Source organism: Bacteroides muris (ex Fokt et al. 2023), from assembly GCF_024704895.1.
GTDB lineage: Bacteria > Bacteroidota > Bacteroidia > Bacteroidales > Bacteroidaceae > Bacteroides > Bacteroides muris.
Genome location: NZ_JAMZEE010000012.1, coordinates 48126 through 74488, shown reverse-complemented (window position 1 = coordinate 74488; position 26363 = coordinate 48126). Strand labels below are relative to the sequence as shown.

The following is a 26363-nucleotide window of genomic DNA, read 5'->3' as shown; positions in this document are numbered from 1 at the left end:
TAAACGCAAAAAGCGTGCAACTCATTGATCTGCACGCTTTTGCTTATTGATTATTATCTGTTTCCTTATCGGAATCATTTCACTTCCTCAAAGTCAGCATCCTGCACATTATCGCCATGCTTTGTATTATCCTGAGCACCGCCTTGTTGCCCTGCATTCATATCAGGACCAGCTTGTGCACCACCCTGAGCACCGCTCTGGGCATACATTTCAGCACTGGCAGCCTGGAATGCCGTATTCAGTTCGGCCATGGCAGAATCTACGGTAGCCAGGTCTTGAGCCTTATGGGCATCTTTCAGCTTCTGCAAAGCAGCTTCAATCGGAGCCTTCTTGTCGGCAGGGAGCTTGTCGCCGAGTTCCTTCAACTGATTTTCGGTTTGGAAAATCATAGAGTCGGCCTGGTTCAATTTGTCTACTTTCTCACGCTCTTTCTTGTCGGCTTCGGCATTGGCTTCGGCTTCGGCTTTCATTTTTTCGATTTCTTCCTTGCTCAAACCGCTGGAAGCTTCGATACGGATAGCCTGTTCCTTACCGGTAGCCTTATCTTTGGCAGACACCTTCAAGATACCGTTGGCGTCGATATCGAATGTCACCTCAATCTGAGGAATACCGCGACGTGCCGGAGCAATACCTGTCAGGTTGAACTGGCCGATTGACTTGTTCTGTGCAGCCATCGGACGCTCACCCTGCAATACATGGATGGTAACCTCCGTTTGGTTGTCGGCGGCAGTAGAGAATGTCTCGCTCTTCTTGCAGGGGATGGTAGTGTTGGCATCAATCAGCTTCGTCATCACACCACCCATAGTCTCGATACCCATAGACAGCGGAGTAACATCCAGCAACACAACGCCCTTGATTTCGTCCGTCAAAACGGCACCTTGCACGGCAGCACCTACGGCTACTACCTCATCCGGATTCACGCCCTTGGAAGGAACTTTACCAAAGAAGTCTTCTACCAACTTCTGTACAGCCGGGATACGTGAAGAACCACCTACGAGGATTACTTCATCGATGTCCGCATTGTTCAAGCCAGCATCGCTCATAGCCTTCTTACAGGGTTCCAAACAAGCCTGAATCAAGTTGTGAGCCAGAGCCTCGAACTTGGCACGGGTCAACGTCTTCACCAAGTGCTTGGGCACACCGCCTACGGGCATGATGTACGGCAAGTTAATTTCAGTGCTTGTAGAAGAGGACAGCTCTATCTTAGCCTTCTCGGCAGCTTCCTTCAGACGTTGCATAGCCATCGGGTCTTGAGTCAAGTCGGCACCTTCGTCGTTCTTGAACTCCTGAACCAACCAGTCGATGATTACCTGGTCGAAGTCGTCACCACCCAGGTGAGTATCACCGTTGGTTGACAATACTTCGAACACACCGCCACCGAATTCGAGGATAGAGATATCGAATGTACCACCACCAAGGTCAAATACGGCAACCTTCATGTCCTTGTGAGACTTGTCAATACCGTAAGCAAGAGCTGCGGCAGTCGGCTCGTTCACAATACGCTTCACTTCAAGACCTGCAATCTGTCCGGCTTCCTTCGTAGCCTGGCGTTGGGAGTCTGAGAAGTATGCGGGGACGGTAATTACGGCTTCTGTCACTTCTTGTCCCAGATAGTCCTCGGCAGTCTTTTTCATCTTCTGTAGAATCATTGCAGAGATTTCCTGCGGAGTATAAAGACGTCCGTCAATGTCCACACGCGGAGTGTTGTTGTCACCCTTTACTACTTTATAGGGCATACGGCCGATTTCTTTCTGCACCTGGTCCCAGTTTTCGCCCATGAAACGTTTGATGGAGAAAACCGTACGGGTGGGGTTTGTGATAGCCTGACGCTTGGCAGGATCACCGATTTTACGTTCGCCACCATCAACAAATGCTACCACTGAAGGAGTGGTGCGCTTACCTTCACTGTTTGCAATTACTACTGGTTCGTTACCTTCGAATACTGCAACGCAAGAGTTTGTTGTTCCTAAGTCAATACCAATAATTTTTCCCATGATCGTTATTTTTTTATTTGTTATTATTCTGTTTCGACGTCCGCCTCAGTGGCAGACGCCAATAAAAAGACAAACGTTGTGCCAAATTGTTCAGAGCAGCTGTAGATTTATACTTGTGGCAGTTTATCTGTCAGTTTGGCAGAATTAAAATCATTTTTTCTGTCGGAAATTACCATTTGTTAATTTCCATTCCATTCAAAAGCTCTACTTTTGTCGCCCGAATCAGAGATAATAAAACATGAACGACATCAATCATTTTCCTTGCATATCTTTAATCGTTCCTCCATGAAGGAAATATTGTTCCACCGTGGTGAAAATATCGTTCCACCACGAGGGAAATATCGTTCCACCATGGTGGAACGATTAAGGATTAGTTAACATTGGGCTTAATCGCAGCACGGAAATGATTGTGTTTCACATATAAAGAAATAAATAAGATGAGTATGGAAAAGATGAGAGACAGCATCGACTTCAAGAACACGGACATCAAGACATTGTTCCGCAAACTATTGCTCCCTACTGTACTGGGGATGATTTTCTCCGCACTATTCATTATCACTGACGGCATCTTCGTAGGGAAAGGGATTGGCAGTGATGCTTTGGCTGCCGTCAATATTGTGTCACCACTATGGTTGTTCTCTACGGGTGTAGGACTTATGTTTGGGGTCGGCGCCTCTGTGGTAGCCTCCATTCATCTGTCACACGGGAAGGTCAAGGTGGCACGTATCAATATCACACAGTCGGTAGTCATATCTTCCTTGTTACTGATGTGCACCTCCACCCTATTCTGTTCATTTGCCCCGCAGGTGGTAAAGCTGCTCGGAGGATCCGAACGGCTCACGCCATTGGCTGTGGAATACATGCTTTGGTTTGTGCCGTTCTCTCTGTTCACCGCATTGCTCAATTCGGGTATGTTTTTCTTGAGGCTGGACGGTTCGCCCAGTTTTGCCATGATGTGCAATGTGGTGGCTGCCGTTCTGAACATCCTATTGGATTATCTGTTCATCTTCCCCTTGGGCTGGGGAATGTTCGGTGCCGCATTGGCAAGTGCCATAGGTACTACGGTAGGCGCATTGATGACAGTATCCTATCTGCTGCGCCGCCGGTGCGCACTGCGCTTCCACCCCGTCAAGATGAGCCGGAAAAGCATGCAACTGATGCGTCACAACATTGGCTATATGTGCCGCTTGGGTTCTTCCGCCTTCTTGTGCGAGGTGGCGATTGCCAGCATGATGTTTGTAGGCAACCAAGTGTTCATCCATTATCTGAAGGAAGACGGAGTGGCGGCATTCAGCATTGCCTGCTATTTCTTTCCTATTATATTTATGGTATATAATGCCATTGCGCAGTCGGCGCAGCCGATTATCAGTTATAACTACGGCCTGAACGAGAGCCAACGTGTCCGCCGCGCCTACTTGCTGGCACTGAAAACCGCCATAGGCTGCGGTGTATGTTTTGCCCTGACCACAATATTCTGCAGCCCTGAAATTGTCAGTATGTTCATAGACCGCAGCTATCCGGCCTATGACATAGCGGTAAAAGGGTTGCCTTTGTATGCCACCGGCTTCGTGTTCTTTGCCGTCAACATCGTATCCATCGGCTATTTCCAAAGTGTGGAGCGTGCCAAGTATGCCACAGTTATCACCCTGCTGCGTGGTTTCATTTTACTGACAGCCTGCTTTTTCGGGCTGCCCCTGCTATTGGGAGACCGGGGAATCTGGCTTGCCACTCCTCTTGCAGAAATGTTGACAACCCTCTTTATACTTGTGATTTACATATCCGGGAAAAGAGAAGATAAAGAAAAATCCGTATCTTTAGACAAGACAGGCTGTACCCCGACATAACTTTTTCATGCAAGCATAAAAGTTATGTCTCCGGTTTGCACTATCTTTGCTGTATGGAAACTATGATAAAGAAATTCTGCAAGAAGTATAAACTACCGGAAAGCACTTTGCACGAACTTCTGTCACACATGACAGAAGTCCGTTTCGGCAAGAGAGAACTCATTATCAGCGAAGGGGAAAGGAACAGCAACTTCTATCTTTTGAAGAAAGGCATCTGGCGTGCCTACTACCTGACAGACGGCACGGAAAATTCCCTTTGGTTTGCCGCACCGGGCGACACAGCTTGCTCATCGTGGGGATATGTAGACAGCGAAGTTTCCCCCATCAACATCGAATCGATAAATGAAAGCATCGCCTATTGTATCAGTAAGCCTGAGCTGGAAGCCCTTTTTTCGCATTCCATAGATATGGCCAACTTCGGCAGAAGAATCTTTGAACGGGAAATTCTGTCGGTGGACGCTTCTACAATAGCCTACGGTACCCCTCCCACTGCAAAAGAAAGGTACATGACGCTGATGGAAGAAAGTCCGGAACTGCTGCAGGATGTACCGCTCAAGTATCTGGCTTCTTATCTCTACATCACTCCACAATCCCTGAGCCGGATACGCGCAGGACTAAAGAAAAAGTAAAAGACCATTTTATATCAAGATACAAAAAAAAGGCTCTTAGCAGATTATTTCTGTAAGAGCCTTTATTATTTCAACCTATCTTGTCAGTTCTTCACCAACACCATCACCAGATTATTGTCAGCATCGTATAGCCCGACGCCTCCGCCTGTCAGTTTGCCAAAAGACCGAACGGAATTCAAGGCTTTCAACACGCGGTCTTCCACCTCCATATCAGGGCACGCCATCATGGTACTGATAACTTGCGGGAAAGAAATCACCGACGAACCTTCGTCATCAACCTGAAAAGCACCGTTAATCAGATTACAACCCGCATTACCATGCAAGCGCTTTTCTGCAATATTAAATTCAATGAACGGCTGCTTCTCCATTCCGTCGGGGATAGCCTCGCCCACAGCCTCACCAATTATCCACTTTCCTTCCAAATCAGACACCTTGGAAACGGATTCTTTCTTCTGCAACACGACTATGGGACGATTGGAAGCACCGCATAAAGCGATATTTTCCTTTCCCAGCTTCTTATACTTTTTCACTTTGTTCAAAGCCGACAATACATTATTTTCCACAGTCATATCCGGACAAGCCATACGGGTACTTGCCAAAGAGCCGAGGTCAATCGAGCCGGGCTTGGCATTCACGTCAAACGAACCCATCATACGGTTGCAACCACTGTTGCCAAATACTTTTCCGGTCTTTGTGTCAAAACCGATATAGGGAAACTCCTGTCCCGGAGCAGGAACTACGGCGGTACCGTTCACTTCAATGATATTCCACTCACCGCTGATGGAAGAAAGAGTAGCGGCATTTTTGGTTGATGCACAAGAAGACAAGCCCATCAATGCGCTTGCCATGCATAGGGAAACAAATACTTTTTTCATTGTTCTTCGTTGTTTAAGTTAATTTATTCAAGGAACAAATATATAGAAAATAACCCAAATGCAAATAATTTGTTTAATATTTGAAGCATTTACCCCAAAGTATTTAGCAGGATTTTAATGTTTATCTAAGAATTAACCCTTATATTTGCTCTCCGTATTTTTTATAAACCTAATATAATAACATAGTACAAAGAAATGGGTAAAGTTCTTATTATCGGTGCAGGCGGTGTAGGTACCGTTGTTGCGCACAAAGTGGCTCAAAATCCTGATGTGTTTACAGAAATCATGATAGCCAGCCGCACCAAGTCCAAATGTGACGCTGTTGTCAAGGCAATCGGTAACCCGAACATCAAAACCGCCCAGGTAGACGCCGACAACGTGGACGAACTGGTAGCACTCTTCAATTGTTTCAAACCCGAAATCGTCATCAACGTAGCCCTCCCCTACCAAGACCTCACCATCATGGAGGCCTGTCTGCAAAGTGGAGTCAACTATCTGGATACCGCCAATTATGAGCCGAAAGATGTTGCCCACTTTGAATACAGTTGGCAATGGGCCTACAAGAAACGCTTTGAAGATGCCGGACTGACCGCCATCCTCGGTTGCGGTTTCGACCCGGGAGTAAGCGGCATATATACTGCATACGCCGCCAAACATCATTTTGACGAAATACAGTACCTGGACATCGTAGACTGCAATGCCGGAAATCACCATAAAGCATTCGCCACCAACTTCAATCCGGAAATCAACATCCGTGAGATTACACAGAACGGTCGCTATTATGAAAACGGAGAATGGGTGACAACCAAGCCGCTGGAAATCCACAAAGACCTGACTTATCCGAACATCGGTCCGCGCGACTCCTATCTGCTTTATCACGAAGAACTGGAATCTCTGGTGAAGAATTTCCCCACCATCAAGCGTGCACGCTTCTGGATGACGTTTGGACAAGAGTACCTAACCCACCTGCGCGTTATCCAGAACATCGGCATGGCACGCATAGACGAAGTGGAATACAACGGCATGAAGATTGTTCCGCTGCAATTCCTGAAAGCCGTCCTCCCCAACCCGCAAGACCTGGGCGAAAACTACGAAGGCGAAACATCCATCGGTTGCCGCATCCGCGGACTAAAGGATGGCAAAGAGCGTACCTACTATGTATACAACAACTGTAGCCACCAGGAAGCCTACAAGGAAACCGGCATGCAGGGCGTAAGCTATACCACCGGTGTACCTGCCATGATTGGTGCCATGATGTTCCTCAAGGGACTGTGGAAAAAGCCGGGGGTATGGAATGTCGAGGAATTCAATCCGGACCCGTTCATGGAACAGCTCAACAAGCAAGGCCTGCCTTGGCATGAGATTATCGACGGAGACTTGGAAGTTTGATATTAAACATTAATCATTGACAAAGTGAATATAGGAGATAAAGCACCCGAAGTATTGGGCATCAACGAAAAAGGTGAAGAAATCCGTTTGAGCGACTATAAGGGAAAAAAGATTGTATTCTACTTCTATCCCAAAGACATGACGTCCGGCTGCACGGCACAAGCCTGCAACCTGCGGGATAATTATGCCGACCTATGCAAAGCCGGCTATGAAGTCATCGGCGTCAGTGTGGACAGCGAAAAGTCACACCAGAAATTTATTGAGAAAAACAATCTACCTTTTACTCTGATTGCAGACACCGACAAGAATCTGGTAGAACAATTCGGAGTATGGGGCGAAAAAAGCATGTATGGCCGCAAATATATGGGAACGTTCCGCACGACTTTCATCATTAATGAAGAAGGTATTGTAGAACGCATCATCACTCCGAAAGAAGTGAAGACCAAAGACCATGCGGCACAAATTTTATAATCATTAAACATTAACAACGTGGCAAAAAAAGACGAACTGAATTTTGAAAATGGCAGCAATCTGGCATCGGGCGAAAAGCTGAAAGCCCTACAGGCTGCCATGGACAAGATAGAAAAGAGCTTTGGTAAAGGCTCTATCATGAAAATGGGCGACGAGAGTGTCGAACAAGTAGAGGTTATTCCCACAGGTTCCATCGGCCTGAATGTGGCTCTTGGCGTAGGAGGATATCCCCGCGGACGTATCATCGAGATTTACGGCCCCGAATCTTCCGGTAAGACAACCCTTGCCATTCATGCCATTGCCGAAGCGCAAAAGACAGGAGGCATTGCCGCATTCATTGATGCAGAACATGCTTTCGACCGCTTCTATGCAGCAAAACTGGGTGTGGATGTGGACAATCTGCTGATATCACAGCCGGACAATGGCGAACAAGCACTGGAAATCGCAGAGCAACTGATCCGTTCCTCCGCTATTGACATCATTGTAGTGGACTCTGTGGCTGCCTTGACCCCGAAAGCTGAAATTGAAGGCGATATGGGTGACAACAAAGTAGGTCTGCAAGCCCGGCTCATGTCACAAGCCTTGCGTAAACTGACGGCAGCTGTCAGCAAAACACGCACCACTTGCATCTTCATCAACCAGTTGCGCGAAAAAATCGGGGTCATGTTCGGCAATCCCGAAACAACTACCGGCGGTAATGCACTGAAGTTCTATGCCTCCGTACGTCTTGACATCCGTGGAAGCCAAGCCATCAAGAACGGCGATGAAGTAATCGGCAAGCAGACCAAAGTGAAAGTTGTGAAGAACAAGGTAGCTCCTCCTTTCCGTAGAGCGGAATTCGACATCATGTTCGGTGAAGGCATCTCCCGTGCAGGCGAAATCATTGACTTGGGTGCAGAGCTTGGCATCATCAAGAAAAGCGGTTCATGGTTCAGCTATAACGAGACGAAAATTGCCCAGGGACGCGACGCCGCCAAGCAGGTCATCCTTGACAATCCGGAACTGGCAGAAGAGCTGGAAGGGCTTATCTTTGCAGAATTGAGAAAAGACAAATAACAAAAAAACTTGCCAATAGAAAAACAAAACATTCTATTGGCAAGTTTCCCTAAAAGGTTACCGCTTCCTATTCCATCTTTTCCAAACGTTCTTCCAAAGCCTCCATGCTTTTTTCAAAACGTTTCCATGTATCGGTATCCATTTGTTCTTTCAGATACTTGTTGTCTTTCAGTTTAGCTACATTTTCCAGCCCTTTCAATGCCAGTTCTTGCGAATGCTTCAATTCTCCAAGCCAATCGCGGTTCTTCAGCTTCTCTATCTCCGCCCAGTTTATATCCGGAAGCTGTATATTCACATTGTTCCCATTCCAGCTGGTATTCTGATACATCATGATATTCTGTATATCCTTCAAAGTCATATCACCTTCCAGATAAACAAATTTCAAAGTGGCTGCACCATCTACAATCATAATCAGCTCCTTCACCTTTTCCCCTTTACGGCTCATGTAGAATTCAGAACTGGAGACTGTTCCCTTCTGCTTCATCAGCAATTCATATCTGGAAGACTGCACCAAAGAACGAAGATCCTTACGCATTTCTTTCTTTACATTATTATCCATTGTAGAAAGTACCTGCACAGAGTTCAACTGTCCGGACACTTTCCCAATATAAACATCTTTAGTAAACAAGTTGGGATTCGTTTCTATCATTGCCTTGGATATGTAGACGGACGACACGCCTTTCATATCTCCATACTTGTTGAATAGGTTCTTTTGTGCCTGGCAAAGCAAAGGCAACATCAGCAGTACACCTGCCAAAATCATTTTCATTGTTTTCATATCAGATTATTGTTGAATTTCTTTTCTTACTTCCTGGTTCACCTTCGTTACGTCTATCCGTGTTTCCTCTATCTGCTCAATTCCCCTGTTCAGATTCGCAGACACCTCGATTAAAGTGGCCTGCAATGCCTTATAAGCAGCTTCCGGATCAGAGAAAGTATCCTGAGGCGTAGGAGGACGCATATCCTCCCCCATGTTCGTAATGCCATAACCTACACCTACAAGAACCAGAATGGTGGCAGCAATACCTCCTATCCAACGCCAATTACGTTTGGACTTGTTACGGTGGAAGAAAAGTTGTTCCTCTTCAGCCTTTTCATCAATCATCCGGCTCAGTTTATCCTCCAATCCGGCGGGAACATTATCCGCCACTTCCCCGGAGAAAAAACCGAGAAAGAGTTTCTTGTCCGTCTGCAAGCGTTCGGGCACTTCTTCGGTTCTGAAAGCTTCCTTCAGCAACTCTTCTTCCTGCTCGTTGGCATTCCCTTCATAAAATTCGGCGAGCAGCCTTTCAATTTCCTCGACTTTCATAGTTACTCCATTTATTAAATTCCTCACGTATCTTTTTTCTTGCCCGGGACAACAGTACACGAACATTGGTGGCGTTCAATCCGGTGACCTGCTCTATCTCTTCATAAGAGCATCCCTTGACATCACGCAACGTTACTATCTTCTGCTGTTGCACCGGCAGACGGGCAATGATGTGCCTTACCTGCCGCGCTTCATCCCGCGCTTCAAAGTTATCTGCTTGAGACACATTATGCACTTCGGCCAACTCCACACTCTGCCTGCTCAAAGTGTACTTTCCCGAGCGAAGCAAATCAAAGCACATATTTTTTACCAAAGTAACGCTGAATGCCTCCGGATTGCTGATTATGGCCAGTCCTTCCCGCTTGTCCCACAACTTCAGATAAGCTTCCTGCACCAAATCTTCAGCGTCGGCAGCATTCTCCAATAGCCTATAAGCTATGCAGTACAGCTTGCGGTGATATGGCAGAAACTCTTTTTTAAAACTTTCAGCGTCCATGGGCTATTTATCAATAGTAGATTCTGTTTATACCCTTCAGACGTAGGAGGAAAGGATTTTGTTACACGATCAGAAAGAAAAAATGGGAAAAAATGAAAACACCAACAGCACCAGTCCAAGAATACGCTTATTTCAAGACATCAGCAATCCGCTTTTTGAGATTCAATTTTGCAATCTCTTCAGGCTTCAGCTCAAGCTCCACCAACACTTTCGCTGTGGAGAGCCACTTTTCTGGAACATTGTATTAACTGGTCAGCACGCCGAACCGAGGACAAAAGCAATGCTGGAAGCAAAAGGTATCATAACCTGGCTTCCACTTGCTCCGGTCCGGCGTCGATGGAGAAGGATATTAAAAGAAATACACACCCCGGTCATCCCGAGATGTGTATTCGTCTATATATCCAATGAGGAAAGAAATACATTACAAAAATCCTACCGACTTCTTCAACCGGAAGTCATACTTCAAGAACTGCCGGACCGATGCCATCAGAACAAGTAGATATATGCCAACGTGCCCACACTAATCACTATCCACAACAAGGTGCCTTGTATCAAAGGCTTGAGACCTACTGCCTTCAGTACATCACGTGACAGAGAGGCACCGATAAAGAACAGAGTGATGGTCAGCATCTTGCGGGCCAAAGAATTGATTCCCTCCCCAATCATGGCACCCGTTTCGGTAGTGCCCAGCACATAAGTATTGAAAATCATAGCCAGCACAAAGAAGAAGATGAACCAGGGGATACTGATTTTCTGTCCCTTACTCTTAAAGATGAACGAAGTTACCAGAGCCAAAGGAATAATCCATAAGGCACGTGTCAGCTTTATGGTCGTTGCCACCTGCAATGCCTCCTCGCCGTATGCGGCACCCGCTCCTACTACCGAACTCGTATCATGTATGGCAATGGCCGCCCATGTGCCGAACTCATGCTGGCTCATGTTCAAAGCGTGGCCTATCAACGGGAAAACAAATAATGCAATGGCATTCAATATAAAGATGGTGCCTAATGCCACAGACATCTCACTGTCCTTTGCCTTCAACACCGGACCCACAGCCGCAATGGCACTGCCTCCGCAGATAGCCGTACCGGAGCTGATAAGATAAGAAGTGTCACGGTCCACTTTCAAGAACTTACGCCCAATGAGCCAGCCTATGAGCAATGTCCCCACTACAGAAATAATCGTGAACTCCATTCCTTCCTTGCCCGAAGCCAGGGAAGCCTGCAGATTCATTCCGAATCCTAACCCTACGACAGAGTATTGCAACAGGTACTTTGAAGTCTTCTTATTGAACTTCGGATGTGCCTGCCCACACAGCAAGGCAAAAGCCAAGCCTAAGAACAAGGCTACCGGCGGAGTGACCCACGCCGAATAGGCATGCATACCGGGTAGATAATCCAACAACAGGAAGAGAGAAAGCAAGGCCAAGAGAGATACGTAAATCGTCTTTCGGTGGTATTGCAGAAAAGGCATCAAGCCTTTGGTTGACATTTGATTTGAAACCATAATACTTTATAATATTTTATTTTATTGTTCATTCGACTTTTATCAATAGCAAGCTTGCCAAGGGAGCAAGGGGGCTGCTGTTATTCCAGCTCTTCCGGTTTTATGCCCAATACGTGCGACAGCGAATAGAGTACGGAGTCCGTCACACAGGGAATAGGAACTTGCGGAGCAGCCATCATGAAGTAAACCACCCGTCCGGCTTCTTTCTGCTTTTCCTGCTTGCCCAAACATTTCCGCAACTCCTCTTCCACCTTGCCGGCATACAAGCGATGGAAAGGGACCAGTGCGAGGCACTCCACATCGGCCGAGTCCAAGGCCAGATGCATCAGGTCTATAAACAAATCCGAGGAAGCGGCCATACCGGCAGAGCTGACGCGCGAAAAGGCAAACTCGCCTAACGGCGTGCGACAAGCCACACCGTCCAGTTCTTTCAAATCCGCAGGCCGGCAGTGAGGCAATGCGGACACTTCTCCACCGTGTACCAACAGTACTTGTATCTCGTTGTCTCCCTCGCGCAATCCGGCATCAAGAGCCAAGTAGCTGAGCCAGGCAGGCAAGTCCACATCGGGCAGGGTGCGCCCCAAGCGTTCTCCTAAAAAAGACTTTATGTCCGAAACCGTTTCGTCAAGAAACGAAACGTCCACCAATATCACATTCTTTGAAAACTTCACATTATTTTCCATATTGCTCCATAAATAATTCAAGCGCCCAAAGATAGTGAAAATGTCGGCATAAGTATCAATATACAGGAAGTATTCTTTCAGTCCCGGCCATGAAGTTTATCTTCTATTAAAAAACAACTCTCAGAAGAAAGCCGGAACAAAATAAGGACAGCTCCTGAACCAGACCGGCCTGTCAGTGCTTTTGCTTCTGCAAGACACCCCAGCTTTCCCGAACTACGATTGTATCACCCACAGGGATATGCTTTATAAAGTCCGCATTAAGCAGGTTGCACGTCGATTCTGCACTGTAGCTACGGATATCGTGCTGCAAATGCCGCCCATGCACGTAATGCAAGAAAGGCAAGATGAGCTGTCCGTTTTGCTCCAGCAAGGCAAAATTTATTCTGCCGGGCATATAGGTGACAGGAGTACGCAGGTAGTGGGACTCCGTACTGATTCTCTTCACACCATCTTTCTCGAAGAATTCTGTTATGCTCGTTATAGGCACATCCATAGCAGATTTCCCTTTACTTACTATAAACAGGTTGCCGGAATTAAAAACAGATGCTTCGTAAGGTTCATCAGGAGCCACCCCGAAACCGGACAGCAGGTTTGTCTGCACAACGGCTTTATCCGAATAGAATGTAACATCCAACTGCTCTCCATCGCCGACGGGGCGTGAGAAGGTATCAAAAGAAAAGAGTTCCGCATAATCCACGGCACCCTCTTGCAAGTCCGGCTTAGGCACCCCGGACAAGAACTTCCTGATTTTTGCCTCATCAGTCACTGCCCCTTGGGATGTGTACATACGCACTTTTCCGAACGTTGCGGTCGAAGGCAACTTGTAGCGGCCGGCCAGCACAAACTTTTCATCTTCATTTTCACTCAGGCACCCCCACCAAAGAATGCCAACGAATAACATCGCAAATATTCTTTTCATAACCGAGAACTTTTTCCGCAAAGCTACGGACACGAAGCGAAAATGTTCTCAACCTAAGTTGAGAGTTGCAGGTTCCGGATACCCTATTCCCTGTTGAAAGTGATTTCTTTGCGGATACGACTCAGGTGTGTCGGCGTGATTTGCAGATAAGACGCCAACTCTTTCAAAGATACTTGTTGCAAAATCTCAGGGCATTGGGCAACGAGAGCCAGATAACGTTCTTTCGGTGACTGGCCGTATAAATTCAGAAAACGGTTGTAAGTCTGCCTGAGAAGCCCTTCGGCCGTTCGGGCAAACAATGCCCGATTTTCCCGAAACAAACAGCCTACCACAAAGCCCTCGCATACAAAAACATCGGCATCAGTAACGGCAATGATGTCCGTTCGGGTAAGGTCGTCCGAAACCAGATTCAAGAAATCACCTACCGGAGTATCAGCAAATACAAATCCGGTAACCCATTCATTTCCATTGGAATCAGTGATAACATACTTGAAGATGCCGGTCGTGATAAAACCGAGCAGGCTCTTTGCCTCACCAGCCCGGCAAAAACAGTCTCCTTTCTTATAACGACGCAACATTCCATTCTCAGCGCAGATGTTGCGCCAGAAACCGGTATCAATATTCGCCAGATAGGTGTTGAAATTCTCCATACGTACTTAGGGACATACAGTGCGTAAATAATTGTCGGATACAAACATCGGAATAATCAATGACATGCGCAATTCTTTTGGAAACTATTATGAGACTTTAGAAGCTGCTTCAAATTCCATTCAAGCCTTCTTTCCTAAGTTTTGTGCTCCCTACCACCCCGCCCGTTGGGCACCCCTCCTTCCCGGAGAAGGGGAGAACACGAAGACTTAGCTACTAAAGCACAAGTCCCTTACTGCATGAGATATGCATCTCGTGTATCGCGATATGTGCATCTCGTCACACATGAGATGTACATCTCATGCACAACACATCTATTGTCCTTCTCCTTATCCAATAGAGTTCAATGCGAAAAGGAACTTTGCTCCAACTCCTGTTCTAAAGAAGTAGAAAGAAAAGGAACAAAACGACTGATTTACAGACAATTTGTCACAATACAAGACTTATATGCAGACAATTTGTCCGAAATATGCCAATGGCAAATCTTTTGCGCCTTCCAAAGCGTTACGAAACTGATAAAATAGAAAGGAGAACAAAAATATGAACTTTAACAACTTTACCATTAAAGCGCAAGAAGCAGTGCAGGAAGCTGTGAACCTGGTACAAGGCCGTGGACAGCAGACCATCGAGCCCGTGCATGTGCTTCAAGGTGTGATGAAAGTAGGCGAAAATGTCACCAACTTCATCTTCCAGAAGCTGGGCATGAACGGTCAGCAGATAGCACTTGTACTGGACAAGCAAATTGATTCTCTGCCCAAGGTGTCCGGCGGAACACCGTACCTGAGCCGTGAAACGAACGAAGTGTTCCAGAAAGCCACCCAATATTCCAAGGAAATGGGTGATGAATTCGTCTCCCTGGAGCCGGTGCTGCTGGCTTTGCTGAACGTGAAAAGCACTGCATCCACCATTCTGAAAGATGCCGGAATGACGGAACGCGAACTGCGGGAAGCTATCAACGAACTACGGAAAGGAGAAAAAGTAACTTCACAATCCAGCGAAGACACTTACCAGTCATTGGAAAAGTATGCCATCAATCTGAACGAAGCAGCCCGCAGCGGCAAACTGGACCCCGTCATCGGTCGTGACGAAGAGATACGGCGTGTCCTGCAGATTCTGAGCCGGCGTACCAAGAACAACCCGATTCTTATCGGTGAACCGGGTACCGGTAAAACTGCTATCGTAGAAGGACTTGCCCACCGTATCTTGCGTGGAGACGTCCCCGAGAACTTGAAGAACAAACAAGTCTACTCCCTGGATATGGGTGCACTGGTAGCTGGCGCCAAGTACAAAGGCGAATTTGAAGAACGCCTGAAAGCCGTCATCAACGAAGTAAAGAAGTCCGAAGGAGAGATTATCCTCTTCATTGATGAAATCCATACCTTGGTGGGTGCAGGTAAGGGCGAAGGCGCCATGGATGCTGCCAACATCCTGAAACCCGCCCTGGCACGCGGTGAACTGAGAAGCATCGGGGCCACTACCCTTGATGAATATCAGAAGTATTTCGAGAAGGACAAAGCGTTGGAACGCCGCTTCCAGATTGTCATGGTGAACGAGCCGGACACGCTGAGCACCATTTCCATTCTGCGAGGTCTGAAGGAACGTTATGAGAACCATCACCACGTCCGCATCAAAGACGATGCCATCATCGCCGCCGTAGAGTTGAGCAACCGTTACATCACCGACCGTTTCTTGCCGGACAAGGCTATCGACCTGATGGACGAAGCCGCTGCCAAGCTGCGTATGGAGGTCGATTCCGTTCCGGAAGAACTGGACGAAATCTCGCGTAAGATAAAGCAGCTGGAGATTGAACGTGAAGCCATCAAGCGCGAAAACGACAAGCCCAAGCTGGAACAAATCGGCAAAGAACTTGCCGAGCTGAAGGAGCAGGAAAATTCGTACAAGGCGAAATGGCAAAGTGAAAAGACCCTTGTCAACAAAATCCAGCAGAATAAGGTGGAAATAGAGAACCTGAAGTTCGAGGCCGACAAGGCAGAACGGGAAGGCGACTATGGCCGGGTGGCCGAAATCCGTTACGGCAAACTGCAAACGCTGAACCGGGAGATTGAGGAAACACAGCAAAAATTGCACGAAATGCAGGGCGACAAGGCCATGATTAAAGAGGAAGTGGATGCTGAAGACATCGCCGACGTAGTATCCCGCTGGACCGGCATACCGGTAAGCAAGATGCTGCAAAGTGAAAAGGAGAAACTGTTGCATCTGGAAGCGGAACTGCACCAGCGGGTTATCGGGCAAGACGAAGCCATCGAGGCCGTATCCGATGCCGTACGCCGCAGCCGTGCCGGACTGCAAGACCCGAAACGTCCTATCGGCTCATTCCTTTTCCTGGGAACCACCGGTGTGGGTAAGACGGAATTGGCAAAGGCACTGGCGGAGTTCCTCTTTGACGACGAGACGATGATGACCCGCATCGACATGAGCGAGTATCAGGAGAAACACAGCGTTTCCCGTCTGGTCGGAGCGCCTCCGGGATATGTGGGCTACGATGAAGGCGGACAACTGACAGAAGCCGTAAGGCGGAAACCATATTCTGTCGTTCTGTTTGACGAAATCGAGAAAGCGCATCCGGACGTATTCAACATCTTGCTGCAAGTGCTGGATGACGGACGTCTGACGGACAACAAAGGACGTACGGTCAACTTCAAAAATACGATTATCATCATGACCTCCAACATGGGCAGTGGCTATATCCAAAGCCAGATGGAGAAGCTCAACAGTAGCAATAAGGAGCAAATCGTAGAGGAAACCAAGAAGGAAGTGATGAATATGCTGAAAAAGACCATCCGTCCGGAGTTCCTGAACCGTATCGACGAAACCATCATGTTTCTGCCGCTGACAGAGTCCGAAATCAAGCAGATTGTGGTACTCCAAATCAAGAGTGTGCAGAAGATGCTTTCCGATAACGGTGTGGAACTGGTTCTGACAAATACCGCCATAAACTTCCTTGCCAATGCAGGTTATGACCCTGAATTCGGCGCCCGTCCGGTGAAGCGTGCCATACAGCACTATTTACTGAACGATTTGTCGAAGAAACTACTGTCTCAGGAAGTAGACCGCAGCAAGCCTATTACAGTGGATGCCAATACCACTGACGACGGACTGATTTTCAGAAATTGAAAACAATCCGTATCCTCAAATAAAAGAGGCGATTCCCGACTATTGGGAATCGCCTCTTTTATTTTGTATTTCAATCCTTCTCCGGTTACTCGGCCTTGCTTTCCTCTTTCGTTTCTGCTGCAGGAGTTCCTTCAAAATCCGTCATACCGCTTGCCACCAGCAGATTATACCAAGCAATCAGTTTCTTGATGTCGGACGGATATACGCGGTCGCGGTCGAAGGTAGGCAACACCTCCGCCAGGTAAGCACGCAAGTCGTCGGCAGTAGCTTTCTTCAAATCCATCGCTACGGCAGCACCGTTTTCCTTTTTCTTCATGGAAAGAAACACTTCCTTCAAAGGAACATCTTCCGTATCTGTATACATGGCGATATCGCCCAAAGAAGTAATCTTCTCATTACCATAGGCAGGGAAACGCTTCTTGTCTGCAAGCGACTCTACAATCAACATATTTTTTCCCTGGGAAACAAGCTTATATAATCCCGGTTTACCGGAAATAGTCAAAATTGTCTTCAACATAATATATTCTGTTTTGATGATTAGTAGTTATTTTTTCGGGGAGCAAAGATAATGTAAGCCGAAGACAATACAAAATAAGCGTGCTTATTTTTATCATGAAGGAGATACCTATTTTCGTAACAGATAGTGCATTTTTTCAGAGAAAGAACCGATTAGCTCTAAAACTTGCGGAATCAATGGAGTTTCACCATCATTTACAATGACGAAATCTGCATATTTACGCTTTTCTTCGTCGTCCATCTGGCTACGGACACGCTTTTCTATCAACTCACGCGAGGAAGCATCCCGCCGGACGGCGCGTGAAATGCGCACCTCTTCGGGTGCATAGACCATGACAATGGCATCCACTTCACCCGTAAAACCCGCTTCAACCAGGATGGCCGATTCTATGCCGACAATGGCAGAAGCAGCGTGGCATTGTGCCCACCGCCTGAAATCCTCCTTTACACGAGGATGAGCGATACCGTTGATTTCTTTGGCATGCTCCGGACTGCTGAAAAGATAAGACGCCAACAAAGGCTTGTTCAGCGTGCCACCGGCATACACTTCCGCACCAAGCAAGGCAGATAACTCCTCACGGATAAATAAATCGGATGCCATCAGCCTTTTCGTCTCCAAGTCCGAGATATAGACGGGAACACCCAGTACTTCCAGCAGCCGGGATACCATACTTTTTCCGCTACCGATACCACCGGTTATACCTATTTTAATCGCCATAATCAGGAGAAACTTGCTCTATCAGGAAATCCACCTGTGCCGGATTGAAGCGCACCTGACTCACCCCTTTCGGCAGATTCTTAATCTTTACCGTATACTTGTCGGACCCCAGACGAAGCAGTTCCTCATAAGACACGTAAATATGAAAATCATCAGCGTTAATCTGCCTGAAATGACTCAGACCGACCTGAAACGTAACCTGTACCTTGGAAGGGAAAGCACGTAGCACCTTATCAGCAGGAAAGTTAACGCCACGCAACGGCACCTCCACTGTCTTTTCCGTATAAATATCCACCGGAAGCATCATCTCGATGGAAGAAGGCACAAACTTCACACCTTTCTGAATACGCAGAGAGACTTGCTGCCTCAAGGTATCCGATATATCTTCCAGCTTCACCGGTTGCGTATAAGCAACAGTAATCGTATCCAACACGCCTTGCGGTGCATACACCAATACGGAATCGGGACTGAATATCGTATCCGAAAGGTAATACTCACGCCCAGCACTCAATGTGCCGCGCAACTTCACCGGAACCTGTTTGGAAGCTCCCGTCGAATAGATATACTCCAATGTGTCCGGCTTCATGGAAAGCAAGCGGGTAGAGGCATTCAACTGGTTCAGCACTTTCTTTTCAAACTGCGGGGGATATATCCTTACTTGATTATCCACGCCCTTATAATCGGCATAATCGAGAATTATGGGATAAAAGCTCTTTCCCAACATGTAGTTGAGCAGTACCGTTCCCTTATCCTTTACCTTGATGCGGAGTTCTGAAGCAGGTTCAGAGGTAATCACCACATTATTAGGCACTCCCTTCAGTCGCACCGGTATGGAAAAGTCCGCCTCATAGTCGTTGTTCAAGGTCTGCAAGAGCCAGAAGCCACCGGCTACAAAGAAGAAAAACAAAAAAATGAAGAACTCCCTGCTTTTATCGCTAAGCAGAAAGTCCTTCACTTCTCTTGATATCTTCAGATATGTACGTTGTATGTTCCTACGTTCAAACATAGGCTCACATTTCTATTATTTAGATGCCTGACTGCTGTTCGCATCAGCAGCTGCGGCAAAAATAGAATTCTTGTCTATACGAATCTTAACGTTGGAAGCAATTTCAAGTACCACGTCATTGTCGTTGATTTCCTTGATAATGCCATGGATACCACCGGCTGTGATTACTTTCTGATTCACTTGAAGTGACTTACGAAAGTTCGCGATTTCCTTTTGCTTCTTGTTTTGAGGACGAATCATAAAGAAATACATGATAACGAACATGGCTATCAGCATAATCCACATCATGCTACCATTAGCAGCTGGGCCTGCAACGGGAGCTTGCAGGAAAAATACAGTCATTAAGTTCATAAATACTCAGTTTTGGTTTCTATTATTAAACAAAGGTATTAGTTTTTCGTCAACTTACCTTCTTTTTTCAATTGATTAACTATTCCGTCCAATGTACCGTTTACAAAACTACCGCTTTTGGCCGTGCTGTAAACTTTGGCAATATCCACATATTCGTTTAACGAAACACTCACCGGAATGTTCGGGAAACTTAATATTTCGGCCAAGGCACTCTGCATGATTACAACATCCATAAAGGCTACACGGTCCAAGTCCCAATTACGGGTATTCTCGCTGATAAGGTGACGGTAATAGTCACAGTTCAAAATAGTACGGCGGAACAAACGACGTGCAAATTCCTGGTCTTCCTCATCCTTGAACTCTGGCAGAAGCTCCTGGTTGGCACCATTCTTCTCTTCGAAACGCTTGACAGTTTTCAGCACGAAAGTATCCACAATCTCCTTGTCGTCATTCCAGTAGAGACTCTGGTCTTCGAGCACATTGTCCAAAGCTTCGTTGTTGAAGACAAAAGTCTTATACAGCTTTCTCCACAATTCACGGTCGTATTCGTAAGAATCGTCCGAAGAAGCCATATATTCCTTATATATATCAGATTCCACAATTTTCTCATACAATCCCTTAACGAAATCCTCATCATTGGCCCATGTACGTTTTTGGTTGGCGATGAATTCCGTCAATTGTTTGTTCACTTCCAACTGGGCTATGAACTTGTTTTCCACAAATTTCATGTTGGGATACAACTCCTCAGCAGTAGGAGCCAGCTTAGCTTTTGCCGCATCAATGCGTTTTTGTGCGTAGTTCGTCAAAGCTATCATCAGCATCAGCAGGTAGTTGTAGAGGTCGTATGCCTTTGAAAGGCTAAAGAACAATTCTTTCTCCGCTGAGTCTAAATTTTTACTGCCATTCTGATAATAAGCATATACAATCTGTATAATCTTAAGACGAATAAGAACTCTGTTGATCATAATTCTAAAGTAAATACTAGTGTTTTAACAAGGTGCAAAAGTAGACAATTTTAATGAGTTTACATAAATAAATCACATTTTTTAATGCAGATATTGAATATCCGGCCTTTTTCTTTTGACAGTTTAAAAAAAATCGTCAATTTTGAGCCCGATAAAGAGCTAAAAGCTACGAGATACAAGTTTTAAGGTGATAATATCAAATTTGAGATCTATTATAATATGGAAGACTTTAAGAAGAAAAACGCACCGGACATGAACGACAAGGAGATTGTATTCTCCCAATCCATCAAAGCAGGTAAGCGCATCTACTATTTAGACGTCAAGAAAAACAGAAAAGACGAAATGTTTCTCGCCATTACGGAAAGCAAAAAAATCGTGATGGGCGAGGGAGACGACTCGCAAGTAAGTTTCGAAAAGCACAAAATCTTTCTATACAAAGAAGATTTTGAAAAGTTCATGAACGGACTCCAGCAGGCCATCGGCTTTATCCAGGAACAGCAGGGCTGCTACACAAGACATGCCGCTGACGACGAGATAGAAGCTCCCGAAACGTCCAAAGAAGAAGTGCCGCAAGAAGAAAAAACCTATCCTCTGGATGAAGAAATCAAAATAGACATTGAATTTTAAGTTATAAACTTTTGAAAATTCAAAAAGAAGCTGTAATTTTGCACCGCTTTTTTGCAACATCGTGTGGCAAGCCACATCGTGTGATGGTGAATTAAGCAAAAAAATACTTAATTTAGAGTAACACAATTAAAAAATGAAATCAATTGAAGTAAAAGGAACTGCAAGAACAATTGCAGAACGTTCTTCGGAACAAGCAAGAGCTTTGAAAGCTATCCGTAAAAACAACGGTGTACCTTGTGTACTTTATGGTGCAGGTGAAAATGTTCACTTTATTGTACCTGCAGAAGGTCTGCGTAACTTGGTTTACACTCCGCACATCTACGTAGTAGACTTGGTGATTGATGGCAAAAAAGTAAATGCCATTATGAAAGATATCCAATTCCACCCCGTAAAGGACACTATCCTGCACGTTGACTTTTATCAAATCGACGAGGCTAAGCCCATTGTCATGGAAGTTCCAGTGCAGATGGAAGGTTTGGCAGAAGGTGTTAAGGCCGGTGGTAAGCTGGTACTCCAGATGCGCAAGCTGAAAGTAAAAGCTTTGTATAACGTAATTCCTGAAAGACTGACTATCAACGTTGCTCACTTGGGACTTGGTAAGACTGTCAAAGTTGGCGAATTGCAATACGAAGGATTGGAATTGCTGAATGCCAAAGAGGCTGTTGTATGCGCCGTTAAGCTGACTCGTGCTGCAAGAGGTGCCGCCGCTGCTGCAGGTAACTAATCGATTCTTTCCAAAAAAGACTAAATATTCGGGAACGCGGATTAACGCAGCCAACGCAGATTTCATACTGATTTCCGCGGAGAGTTGCGATAGTCCGCGTTCTTTTTTACTGCTCATTTCCCTCTTAAGGAAGAAAGATAATTGACTTGAATCACTGATAATGAAATATTTAATTGTAGGATTGGGCAATATCGGCCCCGAATATCATGAGACCCGCCACAACATCGGATTCATGGTAGCAGATACTCTAGCCAAAGCAGCAGGTGCCACTTTTACCGACGGACGTTATGGCTTCACCACAACGCTGTCAGTCAAAGGACGCCAACTGTTACTGCTGAAGCCTTCTACCTTTATGAACCTCAGCGGCAACGCCGTACGCTACTGGATGCAAAAGGAAAACATTCCATTGGAGAATGTATTGATAGTAGTAGATGACCTTGCACTACCTTTCGGCACACTGCGCCTAAAAAGTAAGGGAAGCGATGCGGGACATAACGGCCTTAAACATATTGCAGCAACTCTGGGAACCCAGAATTATGCACGCCTGCGTTTCGGCATCGGCAATGACTTTCCCCGTGGCGGACAGATTGACTATGTGTTGGGACATTTTACCGATGAAGATTGGAAAACAATGGACGAGAGATTGGAAACAGCCGGAGAAATCATCAAAAGTTTCTGCTTGGCGGGCATAGATATCACCATGAATCAATATAACAAGAAATGAACGAAGCCAGAATTGACAAATGGATGTGGGCCGTACGCATCTTCAAGACGCGTACCATAGCCGCCGAAGCTTGCAAAAAAGGACGCATCAGCATCAATGGCGCACTAGCAAAGGCTGCCCGTACAGTGAAACCGGGAGACATCATCCAGGTGCGCAAGCCCCCCGTCACCTACTCTTTCAAAGTACTGCAACCCATCGAAAAGCGTGTCGGCGCAAAATTAGTGGCCGAAATGATGGAGAATGTAACGACTCCGGAACAATATGAACTGCTGGAGATGAGCCGTGTCAGCGGTTTTGTCAACCGCGCCAAAGGTACTGGACGGCCAACGAAAAAAGACCGCCGGAGTCTGGAAGAATTTACGGAGCCGGAATTTTTGGATGATTTCGACTTTGAATTCGATTTTGAGGAAGAGTAAAATAAGAGAAAGATTATGAACGAGAGAATAATAAAATGGGGATTCATCGGTTGCGGAGAAGTGACCAAATACAAAAGTGGACCGGCATTTCAGAAAATAGAGAACTCTGAAGTAGTAGCCGTCATGAGCCGAAATGGCGACAAGGCCAAGACCTATGCCAAAGAAAGAGGAATTCCCAAATGGTATGACGATGCCCAGGAGCTGATTGATGACGATGAGGTGAACGCTGTGTACATTGCCACTCCTCCTTCTTCACATGCTACATACGCCATCATGTCCATGAAGGCAGGAAAACCAGTCTACATAGAGAAGCCGATGGCCGTTACCTACGAAGAATGCTGCCGCATCAACCGCATTTCCAAAGAAACGGGTGTTCCATGTTTTGTTGCATATTACCGCCGCTATCTGCCCTACTTCCTAAAGGTAAAGTCACTGGTCGAGGAGGGGCACATTGGCAACGTCATCAACATTCAAATCCGTTTTGCCCAGCCTCCCCGCGACCTCGACCATAACAAGGAAAACCTACCGTGGCGTGTGCAACCGGACATTGCCGGTGGAGGATACTTTTATGACCTAGCACCCCACCAGATAGATTTGTTACAGGAAATCTTCGGATGCATCCTCGAAGCCAGCGGATACAAGAGCAACCGTGGCGGACTATATCCTGCCGAGGACACCCTAAGCGCATGTTTCCAGTTTGACAACGGACTGGTGGGCAGCGGTTCTTGGTGTTTTGTCGCCCACGAATCTGCCCGCGAAGATCGTATAGAAATCATTGGAGACAAAGGCATGATTTGTTTCTCCGTGTTTACTTATGCCCCCATTGCGCTACACACAGAAAGAGGACGTGAAGAAATCATTGTCAAAAATCCCACCTACGTCCAACAACCGCTTATTCAAGCAGTGGTAGACCACCTACTGGGCAAGTCAATCTGCAACTGTGACGGCGAAAGCGCTACTCTTACCAACTGGGTAATGGACAAAATATTGAACAAACTCTGATTAGTGTTCATGAGGCACACCTTACCCCATGTCGAAACCTTCACATTTCAGACCAACCAGTTTGTACACATCGGCACTCTCGCCTACAATCCATACCACATCCCCCTCTACAAAAGGTTCATGCGGGTCGGGAGCATGCAAGGTCTCCCCTCCCCGTTCCACACCGGCAATCAAGCAGTGATATTTCTCCCGTATTCCTGCCTCTTTCAAGGTCTTGTTCAAGAAAGGAGATTGCCCGTCCACATAGAACTGGCGTAGAATCATTTCACTCTTCTCTATCACATCCGCATTCATGGCAGATACTTTATCCATCTCCAGACCGAAGGTGTTCAATTCCTCATCCGTAGCAATAACCTGTATCTTGTCCTGCGGGAAAAGACGGACAGACGCCCCGGGAATATTAATCCGTTTCTTGCCCCGAAGAATGGAGACCACATGGATGCCGTATTTCTTTCCAAAATTCAGCTCTGCCAATGTCCTGCCTGCCCATTCCGACTCACCGGGAATCTCAAAATCCGTCAAGTGCAGGTCGCGTGAAAGCAGACGCCCCGCATACTCCGGTTTCTTCTCTCCCATATACTCGGCACGCATGTCGCGGTACCGCAGATTCTGGAAGAATGTCCTCTCTATCATGATAGACTGCTTCTTCAACTGACGGGAGAGTATCATCAAAGTCACCAATAACACCGCCACTCCAAATACCAACCCCACAGACATCTTGAATAAACCAGCTATAACGAACATGACAAACGAGACACCCAGCAGTAAACGCAGTACAATGGTAGCCACCAACGGTGCCCGGTTCCCACGGTTATCCCTCCATAAAGTCATGAACTCTTCCGAGTGATTCTTTTTAAGCATGATAGCACGCAGAAACGGAGCTATACACAGAATGATGATAAAGGCAGCCAGCAAAGAGCCCCATCCACCGGGCAGACCCTCATGTACAAAAGGCACCAAAAAACGGAATGCCAAAGCTATCACCGCCACACAAATGATGGAATATACAACCGTAATCCTGACCAATGCAAAAATCAACTTCCTCCACAGACTTTCATGATTCATGGTCTGAGAACCAGAAGCATAGCGGGTCAAGAACTTTCTCCATTTTTCCGGTAAATGCGCATCCACAAGATTGGAAGCTGGATCTGCCAAACGAATCATATAAGGAGTTAGGAAAGTAGTGATGACAGACACCGCCACCACGATAGGATACAAGAAATGACTGGTGACGCGCAACGATACACCCAGCGAAGCTATGATAAAGGCAAACTCACCTATTTGCGTCAGACTGAAACCGCACTGCATGGCCGTCTTCAGCGGTTGCCCTGCCAGCAACATACCCAATGTACCGAAGAGGGATTGTCCGAGAATGACCGCCAAAGTAATCACGATAATAGGTCCAGCATACTCTGTAATCATAGCCGGATCTACCATCATGCCGACAGATACGAAGAAGATGGCACCGAACAAGTCCTTGACCGGCTTCACCAACCGCTCTATGCTCTCCGCCTCTACTGTTTCGGCAAGAATGGAGCCCATAATAAATGCGCCGAAAGCAGCCGAGAACCCCGTACGAGCAGCCATCACCACCACACCGAAACAGAGTCCGAGAGATACAATCAGCAAGGTTTCCTCGCTCATCAGCTTCCGGCACCGCTTCAGCAATCCGGGAATGAGATAAATACCCACCACGAACCAAAGTATCAAAAAGAACAGCAATTTGGCAATACTCTCCAACATCTCCAGACCCTCGAAGTTATGACTGACTGCCATCGTGGAGAGCATCACCATCAATACGATGGCAAGAATATCCTCTAGAATAAGCACACTGAGCACCAATCCCGTGAACTGCTTCTTGCGCATCCCTAAATCATCAAACGCCTTATAGATAATGGTGGTGGACGACATGGCAATCATACCGCCCAGAAAGATACAGTCCATCCGTTTCCAGCCAAAACCGGTACCTACAGCCACACCCAACAATATCATACAAAAGATGATAGTACACGCAGCAATAATCGCTGCCCCTCCCACTTTCACAATCTTCTTGAAACTGAATTCCAATCCCAGTGCAAACAGCAGGAAAATAACACCTATATCCGCCCAAGTCTGTATATTAGCCGTGTCAATCACCGACGGTGTATAGGCCATGTGAGGGCTGGCAAGGAATCCTGCAACTACATATCCTAATACCAGCGGTTGCTTCAACTTCTTAAAAAGCAGGGTCATAATCCCCGCACAAATCAATATCAGAGCTAAATCAGCTATGAGGGGAGCCAAGTGTGACATAATTCTTCGTCTGTATACCTTTTCGTCGGCAAAGATACGGAAAAGTTTAATAAGATGTAGAAGATGGA

Annotated in this window: 26 protein-coding genes and 1 pseudogene; 11 read left to right on the top strand and 16 right to left on the bottom strand. The window is 46.5% G+C overall.

Annotated elements, in window-relative coordinates:
• Positions 1-74: 74 nt before the first annotated feature.
• Positions 75-1994 (bottom strand): molecular chaperone DnaK, encoded by a 1920-nt coding sequence (dnaK, locus tag M1B78_RS06970; protein WP_005831748.1) that lies wholly within the window; start codon positions 1992-1994, stop codon positions 75-77.
• A 443-nt stretch (positions 1995-2437) separates the two neighbouring features.
• On the opposite strand from dnaK, the gene M1B78_RS06965 reads away from it, so the two are divergent.
• Positions 2438-3838 (top strand): MATE family efflux transporter, encoded by a 1401-nt coding sequence (locus M1B78_RS06965; protein ID WP_257940247.1) that lies wholly within the window; start codon positions 2438-2440, stop codon positions 3836-3838.
• A gap of 53 nt (positions 3839-3891) precedes the next feature.
• On the top strand, positions 3892-4467 hold the full coding sequence (locus M1B78_RS06960) for a Crp/Fnr family transcriptional regulator (RefSeq protein ID WP_035457723.1): 576 nt from the start codon (positions 3892-3894) through the stop codon (positions 4465-4467).
• Positions 4468-4550: 83 nt separating this feature from the next.
• Here M1B78_RS06960 and M1B78_RS06955 read toward each other — a convergent pair whose 3' ends face one another.
• Positions 4551-5342, bottom strand: coding sequence for an META domain-containing protein (locus tag M1B78_RS06955; RefSeq protein WP_257940246.1), 792 nt, complete (start codon positions 5340-5342; stop codon positions 4551-4553).
• Positions 5343-5537: 195 nt separating this feature from the next.
• Here M1B78_RS06955 and M1B78_RS06950 point away from each other — a divergent pair, with 195 nt between their 5' ends.
• The 3 genes from M1B78_RS06950 to recA are packed head-to-tail and all read left to right on the top strand — an operon-like array spanning position 5538 to position 8258.
• Complete coding sequence (locus tag M1B78_RS06950; RefSeq protein WP_257940245.1) at positions 5538-6731, top strand: saccharopine dehydrogenase family protein; 1194 nt, start codon at positions 5538-5540, stop codon at positions 6729-6731.
• A gap of 24 nt (positions 6732-6755) precedes the next feature.
• Positions 6756-7202, top strand: a complete 447-nt coding sequence (gene bcp, locus M1B78_RS06945) for a thioredoxin-dependent thiol peroxidase (protein ID WP_257940244.1) — start codon at positions 6756-6758, stop codon at positions 7200-7202.
• Positions 7203-7220: 18 nt separating this feature from the next.
• Entirely contained in the window at positions 7221-8258 is a 1038-nt protein-coding gene (gene recA / locus M1B78_RS06940) for a recombinase RecA (RefSeq protein WP_136011067.1), read from the top strand.
• A gap of 67 nt (positions 8259-8325) precedes the next feature.
• Here the strand turns inward: recA and M1B78_RS06935 are convergent, their stop codons facing one another.
• The 8 genes and pseudogenes from M1B78_RS06935 to M1B78_RS06900 all read right to left on the bottom strand — a co-directional run bounded on the left by M1B78_RS06935 (position 8326) and on the right by M1B78_RS06900 (position 13821).
• Entirely contained in the window at positions 8326-9036 is a 711-nt protein-coding gene (locus M1B78_RS06935) for a DUF4252 domain-containing protein (RefSeq protein ID WP_005832692.1), read from the bottom strand.
• Positions 9037-9042: 6 nt separating this feature from the next.
• Positions 9043-9567, bottom strand: a complete 525-nt coding sequence (locus tag M1B78_RS06930) for a hypothetical protein (protein WP_257940243.1) — start codon at positions 9565-9567, stop codon at positions 9043-9045.
• Positions 9548-10063, bottom strand: coding sequence for an RNA polymerase sigma factor (locus M1B78_RS06925; RefSeq protein ID WP_257940242.1), 516 nt, complete (start codon positions 10061-10063; stop codon positions 9548-9550). The genes M1B78_RS06930 and M1B78_RS06925 overlap by 20 nt, the downstream gene beginning before the upstream one ends.
• Before the next feature lie 127 nt (positions 10064-10190).
• Positions 10191-10286, bottom strand: a pseudogene (locus M1B78_RS06920) (XRE family transcriptional regulator); the annotation flags it as partial.
• A gap of 263 nt (positions 10287-10549) precedes the next feature.
• Positions 10550-11569: a YeiH family protein gene (locus tag M1B78_RS06915; protein ID WP_257940241.1), complete on the bottom strand. Its 1020-nt coding sequence runs from the start codon at positions 11567-11569 to the stop codon at positions 10550-10552.
• Positions 11570-11649: 80 nt separating this feature from the next.
• The gene (locus M1B78_RS06910) at positions 11650-12240 is read right to left on the bottom strand and encodes a DUF6621 family protein (RefSeq protein WP_257940240.1); all 591 of its coding nucleotides are present in this window, start codon (positions 12238-12240) and stop codon (positions 11650-11652) included.
• A gap of 184 nt (positions 12241-12424) precedes the next feature.
• Positions 12425-13171, bottom strand: coding sequence for a hypothetical protein (locus M1B78_RS06905; RefSeq protein WP_257940239.1), 747 nt, complete (start codon positions 13169-13171; stop codon positions 12425-12427).
• Positions 13172-13254: 83 nt separating this feature from the next.
• The gene (locus tag M1B78_RS06900; protein ID WP_016272831.1) at positions 13255-13821 is read right to left on the bottom strand and encodes a Crp/Fnr family transcriptional regulator; all 567 of its coding nucleotides are present in this window, start codon (positions 13819-13821) and stop codon (positions 13255-13257) included.
• A gap of 538 nt (positions 13822-14359) precedes the next feature.
• On the opposite strand from M1B78_RS06900, the gene clpB reads away from it, so the two are divergent.
• Positions 14360-16954: an ATP-dependent chaperone ClpB gene (gene clpB, locus M1B78_RS06895; protein ID WP_136011073.1), complete on the top strand. Its 2595-nt coding sequence runs from the start codon at positions 14360-14362 to the stop codon at positions 16952-16954.
• Between the two features lie 85 nt (positions 16955-17039).
• Here clpB and M1B78_RS06890 read toward each other — a convergent pair whose 3' ends face one another.
• The 5 genes from M1B78_RS06890 to nusB form a co-directional block, all read right to left on the bottom strand.
• Positions 17040-17471, bottom strand: a complete 432-nt coding sequence (locus M1B78_RS06890) for a DUF5606 family protein (RefSeq protein WP_016272833.1) — start codon at positions 17469-17471, stop codon at positions 17040-17042.
• A 108-nt stretch (positions 17472-17579) separates the two neighbouring features.
• Complete coding sequence (gene coaE, locus M1B78_RS06885) at positions 17580-18188, bottom strand: dephospho-CoA kinase (RefSeq protein WP_257940238.1); 609 nt, start codon at positions 18186-18188, stop codon at positions 17580-17582.
• Positions 18178-19194 carry a CdaR family protein gene (locus M1B78_RS06880; RefSeq protein ID WP_257940237.1) on the bottom strand — a complete coding sequence of 339 codons (1017 nt, stop codon included), beginning with the start codon at positions 19192-19194 and terminating at the stop codon, positions 18178-18180. The genes coaE and M1B78_RS06880 overlap by 11 nt, the downstream gene beginning before the upstream one ends.
• Positions 19195-19209: 15 nt before the next feature.
• Positions 19210-19545, bottom strand: coding sequence for a preprotein translocase subunit YajC (gene yajC, locus M1B78_RS06875; protein WP_257931774.1), 336 nt, complete (start codon positions 19543-19545; stop codon positions 19210-19212).
• A gap of 38 nt (positions 19546-19583) precedes the next feature.
• Complete coding sequence (gene nusB / locus M1B78_RS06870; protein ID WP_257931773.1) at positions 19584-20510, bottom strand: transcription antitermination factor NusB; 927 nt, start codon at positions 20508-20510, stop codon at positions 19584-19586.
• Between the two features lie 219 nt (positions 20511-20729).
• On the opposite strand from nusB, the gene M1B78_RS06865 reads away from it, so the two are divergent.
• The 5 genes from M1B78_RS06865 to M1B78_RS06845 all read left to right on the top strand — a co-directional run bounded on the left by M1B78_RS06865 (position 20730) and on the right by M1B78_RS06845 (position 24003).
• Positions 20730-21137 carry a PUR family DNA/RNA-binding protein gene (locus tag M1B78_RS06865; protein WP_016272839.1) on the top strand — a complete coding sequence of 136 codons (408 nt, stop codon included), beginning with the start codon at positions 20730-20732 and terminating at the stop codon, positions 21135-21137.
• Between the two features lie 133 nt (positions 21138-21270).
• Positions 21271-21861, top strand: a complete 591-nt coding sequence (locus M1B78_RS06860; RefSeq protein ID WP_257940236.1) for a 50S ribosomal protein L25/general stress protein Ctc — start codon at positions 21271-21273, stop codon at positions 21859-21861.
• A 160-nt stretch (positions 21862-22021) separates the two neighbouring features.
• Positions 22022-22585: an aminoacyl-tRNA hydrolase gene (gene pth, locus M1B78_RS06855; protein WP_257931771.1), complete on the top strand. Its 564-nt coding sequence runs from the start codon at positions 22022-22024 to the stop codon at positions 22583-22585.
• Positions 22582-23001, top strand: coding sequence for an RNA-binding S4 domain-containing protein (locus M1B78_RS06850; RefSeq protein WP_016272842.1), 420 nt, complete (start codon positions 22582-22584; stop codon positions 22999-23001). Before pth ends, M1B78_RS06850 begins: the two co-directional genes overlap by 4 nt.
• A 15-nt stretch (positions 23002-23016) precedes the next feature.
• Positions 23017-24003 carry a Gfo/Idh/MocA family protein gene (locus tag M1B78_RS06845; RefSeq protein WP_257940235.1) on the top strand — a complete coding sequence of 329 codons (987 nt, stop codon included), beginning with the start codon at positions 23017-23019 and terminating at the stop codon, positions 24001-24003.
• A gap of 21 nt (positions 24004-24024) precedes the next feature.
• Here the strand turns inward: M1B78_RS06845 and M1B78_RS06840 are convergent, their stop codons facing one another.
• On the bottom strand, positions 24025-26295 hold the full coding sequence (locus M1B78_RS06840) for a cation:proton antiporter (protein ID WP_257940234.1): 2271 nt from the start codon (positions 26293-26295) through the stop codon (positions 24025-24027).
• Positions 26296-26363 lie beyond the last annotated feature (68 nt).

Excerpts from the sequence above, each read along its gene's own strand:
- M1B78_RS06960 (WP_035457723.1), top strand. The coding sequence starts at position 3,892 with ATGGAAACTATGATAAAGAAATTCTGCAAGAAGTATAAACTACCGGAA.
- M1B78_RS06930 (WP_257940243.1), bottom strand. The coding sequence starts at position 9,567 with ATGAAAGTCGAGGAAATTGAAAGGCTGCTCGCCGAATTTTATGAAGGG.
- M1B78_RS06860 (WP_257940236.1), top strand. The coding sequence starts at position 21,271 with ATGAAATCAATTGAAGTAAAAGGAACTGCAAGAACAATTGCAGAACGT.
- M1B78_RS06965 (WP_257940247.1), top strand. The coding sequence starts at position 2,438 with ATGGAAAAGATGAGAGACAGCATCGACTTCAAGAACACGGACATCAAG.
- coaE (WP_257940238.1), bottom strand. The coding sequence starts at position 18,188 with ATGGCGATTAAAATAGGTATAACCGGTGGTATCGGTAGCGGAAAAAGT.
- clpB (WP_136011073.1), top strand. The coding sequence starts at position 14,360 with ATGAACTTTAACAACTTTACCATTAAAGCGCAAGAAGCAGTGCAGGAA.
- M1B78_RS06950 (WP_257940245.1), top strand. The coding sequence starts at position 5,538 with ATGGGTAAAGTTCTTATTATCGGTGCAGGCGGTGTAGGTACCGTTGTT.
- M1B78_RS06915 (WP_257940241.1), bottom strand. The coding sequence starts at position 11,569 with ATGGTTTCAAATCAAATGTCAACCAAAGGCTTGATGCCTTTTCTGCAA.
- M1B78_RS06845 (WP_257940235.1), top strand. The coding sequence starts at position 23,017 with ATGAACGAGAGAATAATAAAATGGGGATTCATCGGTTGCGGAGAAGTG.
- dnaK (WP_005831748.1), bottom strand. The coding sequence starts at position 1,994 with ATGGGAAAAATTATTGGTATTGACTTAGGAACAACAAACTCTTGCGTT.
- M1B78_RS06925 (WP_257940242.1), bottom strand. The coding sequence starts at position 10,063 with ATGGACGCTGAAAGTTTTAAAAAAGAGTTTCTGCCATATCACCGCAAG.
- M1B78_RS06865 (WP_016272839.1), top strand. The coding sequence starts at position 20,730 with ATGGAAGACTTTAAGAAGAAAAACGCACCGGACATGAACGACAAGGAG.
- yajC (WP_257931774.1), bottom strand. The coding sequence starts at position 19,545 with ATGAACTTAATGACTGTATTTTTCCTGCAAGCTCCCGTTGCAGGCCCA.
- M1B78_RS06905 (WP_257940239.1), bottom strand. The coding sequence starts at position 13,171 with ATGAAAAGAATATTTGCGATGTTATTCGTTGGCATTCTTTGGTGGGGG.
- pth (WP_257931771.1), top strand. The coding sequence starts at position 22,022 with ATGAAATATTTAATTGTAGGATTGGGCAATATCGGCCCCGAATATCAT.
- M1B78_RS06955 (WP_257940246.1), bottom strand. The coding sequence starts at position 5,342 with ATGAAAAAAGTATTTGTTTCCCTATGCATGGCAAGCGCATTGATGGGC.
- M1B78_RS06890 (WP_016272833.1), bottom strand. The coding sequence starts at position 17,471 with ATGTTGAAGACAATTTTGACTATTTCCGGTAAACCGGGATTATATAAG.
- M1B78_RS06880 (WP_257940237.1), bottom strand. The coding sequence starts at position 19,194 with ATGTTTGAACGTAGGAACATACAACGTACATATCTGAAGATATCAAGA.
- M1B78_RS06935 (WP_005832692.1), bottom strand. The coding sequence starts at position 9,036 with ATGAAAACAATGAAAATGATTTTGGCAGGTGTACTGCTGATGTTGCCT.
- M1B78_RS06900 (WP_016272831.1), bottom strand. The coding sequence starts at position 13,821 with ATGGAGAATTTCAACACCTATCTGGCGAATATTGATACCGGTTTCTGG.
- M1B78_RS06850 (WP_016272842.1), top strand. The coding sequence starts at position 22,582 with ATGAACGAAGCCAGAATTGACAAATGGATGTGGGCCGTACGCATCTTC.
- nusB (WP_257931773.1), bottom strand. The coding sequence starts at position 20,510 with ATGATCAACAGAGTTCTTATTCGTCTTAAGATTATACAGATTGTATAT.
- M1B78_RS06840 (WP_257940234.1), bottom strand. The coding sequence starts at position 26,295 with ATGTCACACTTGGCTCCCCTCATAGCTGATTTAGCTCTGATATTGATT.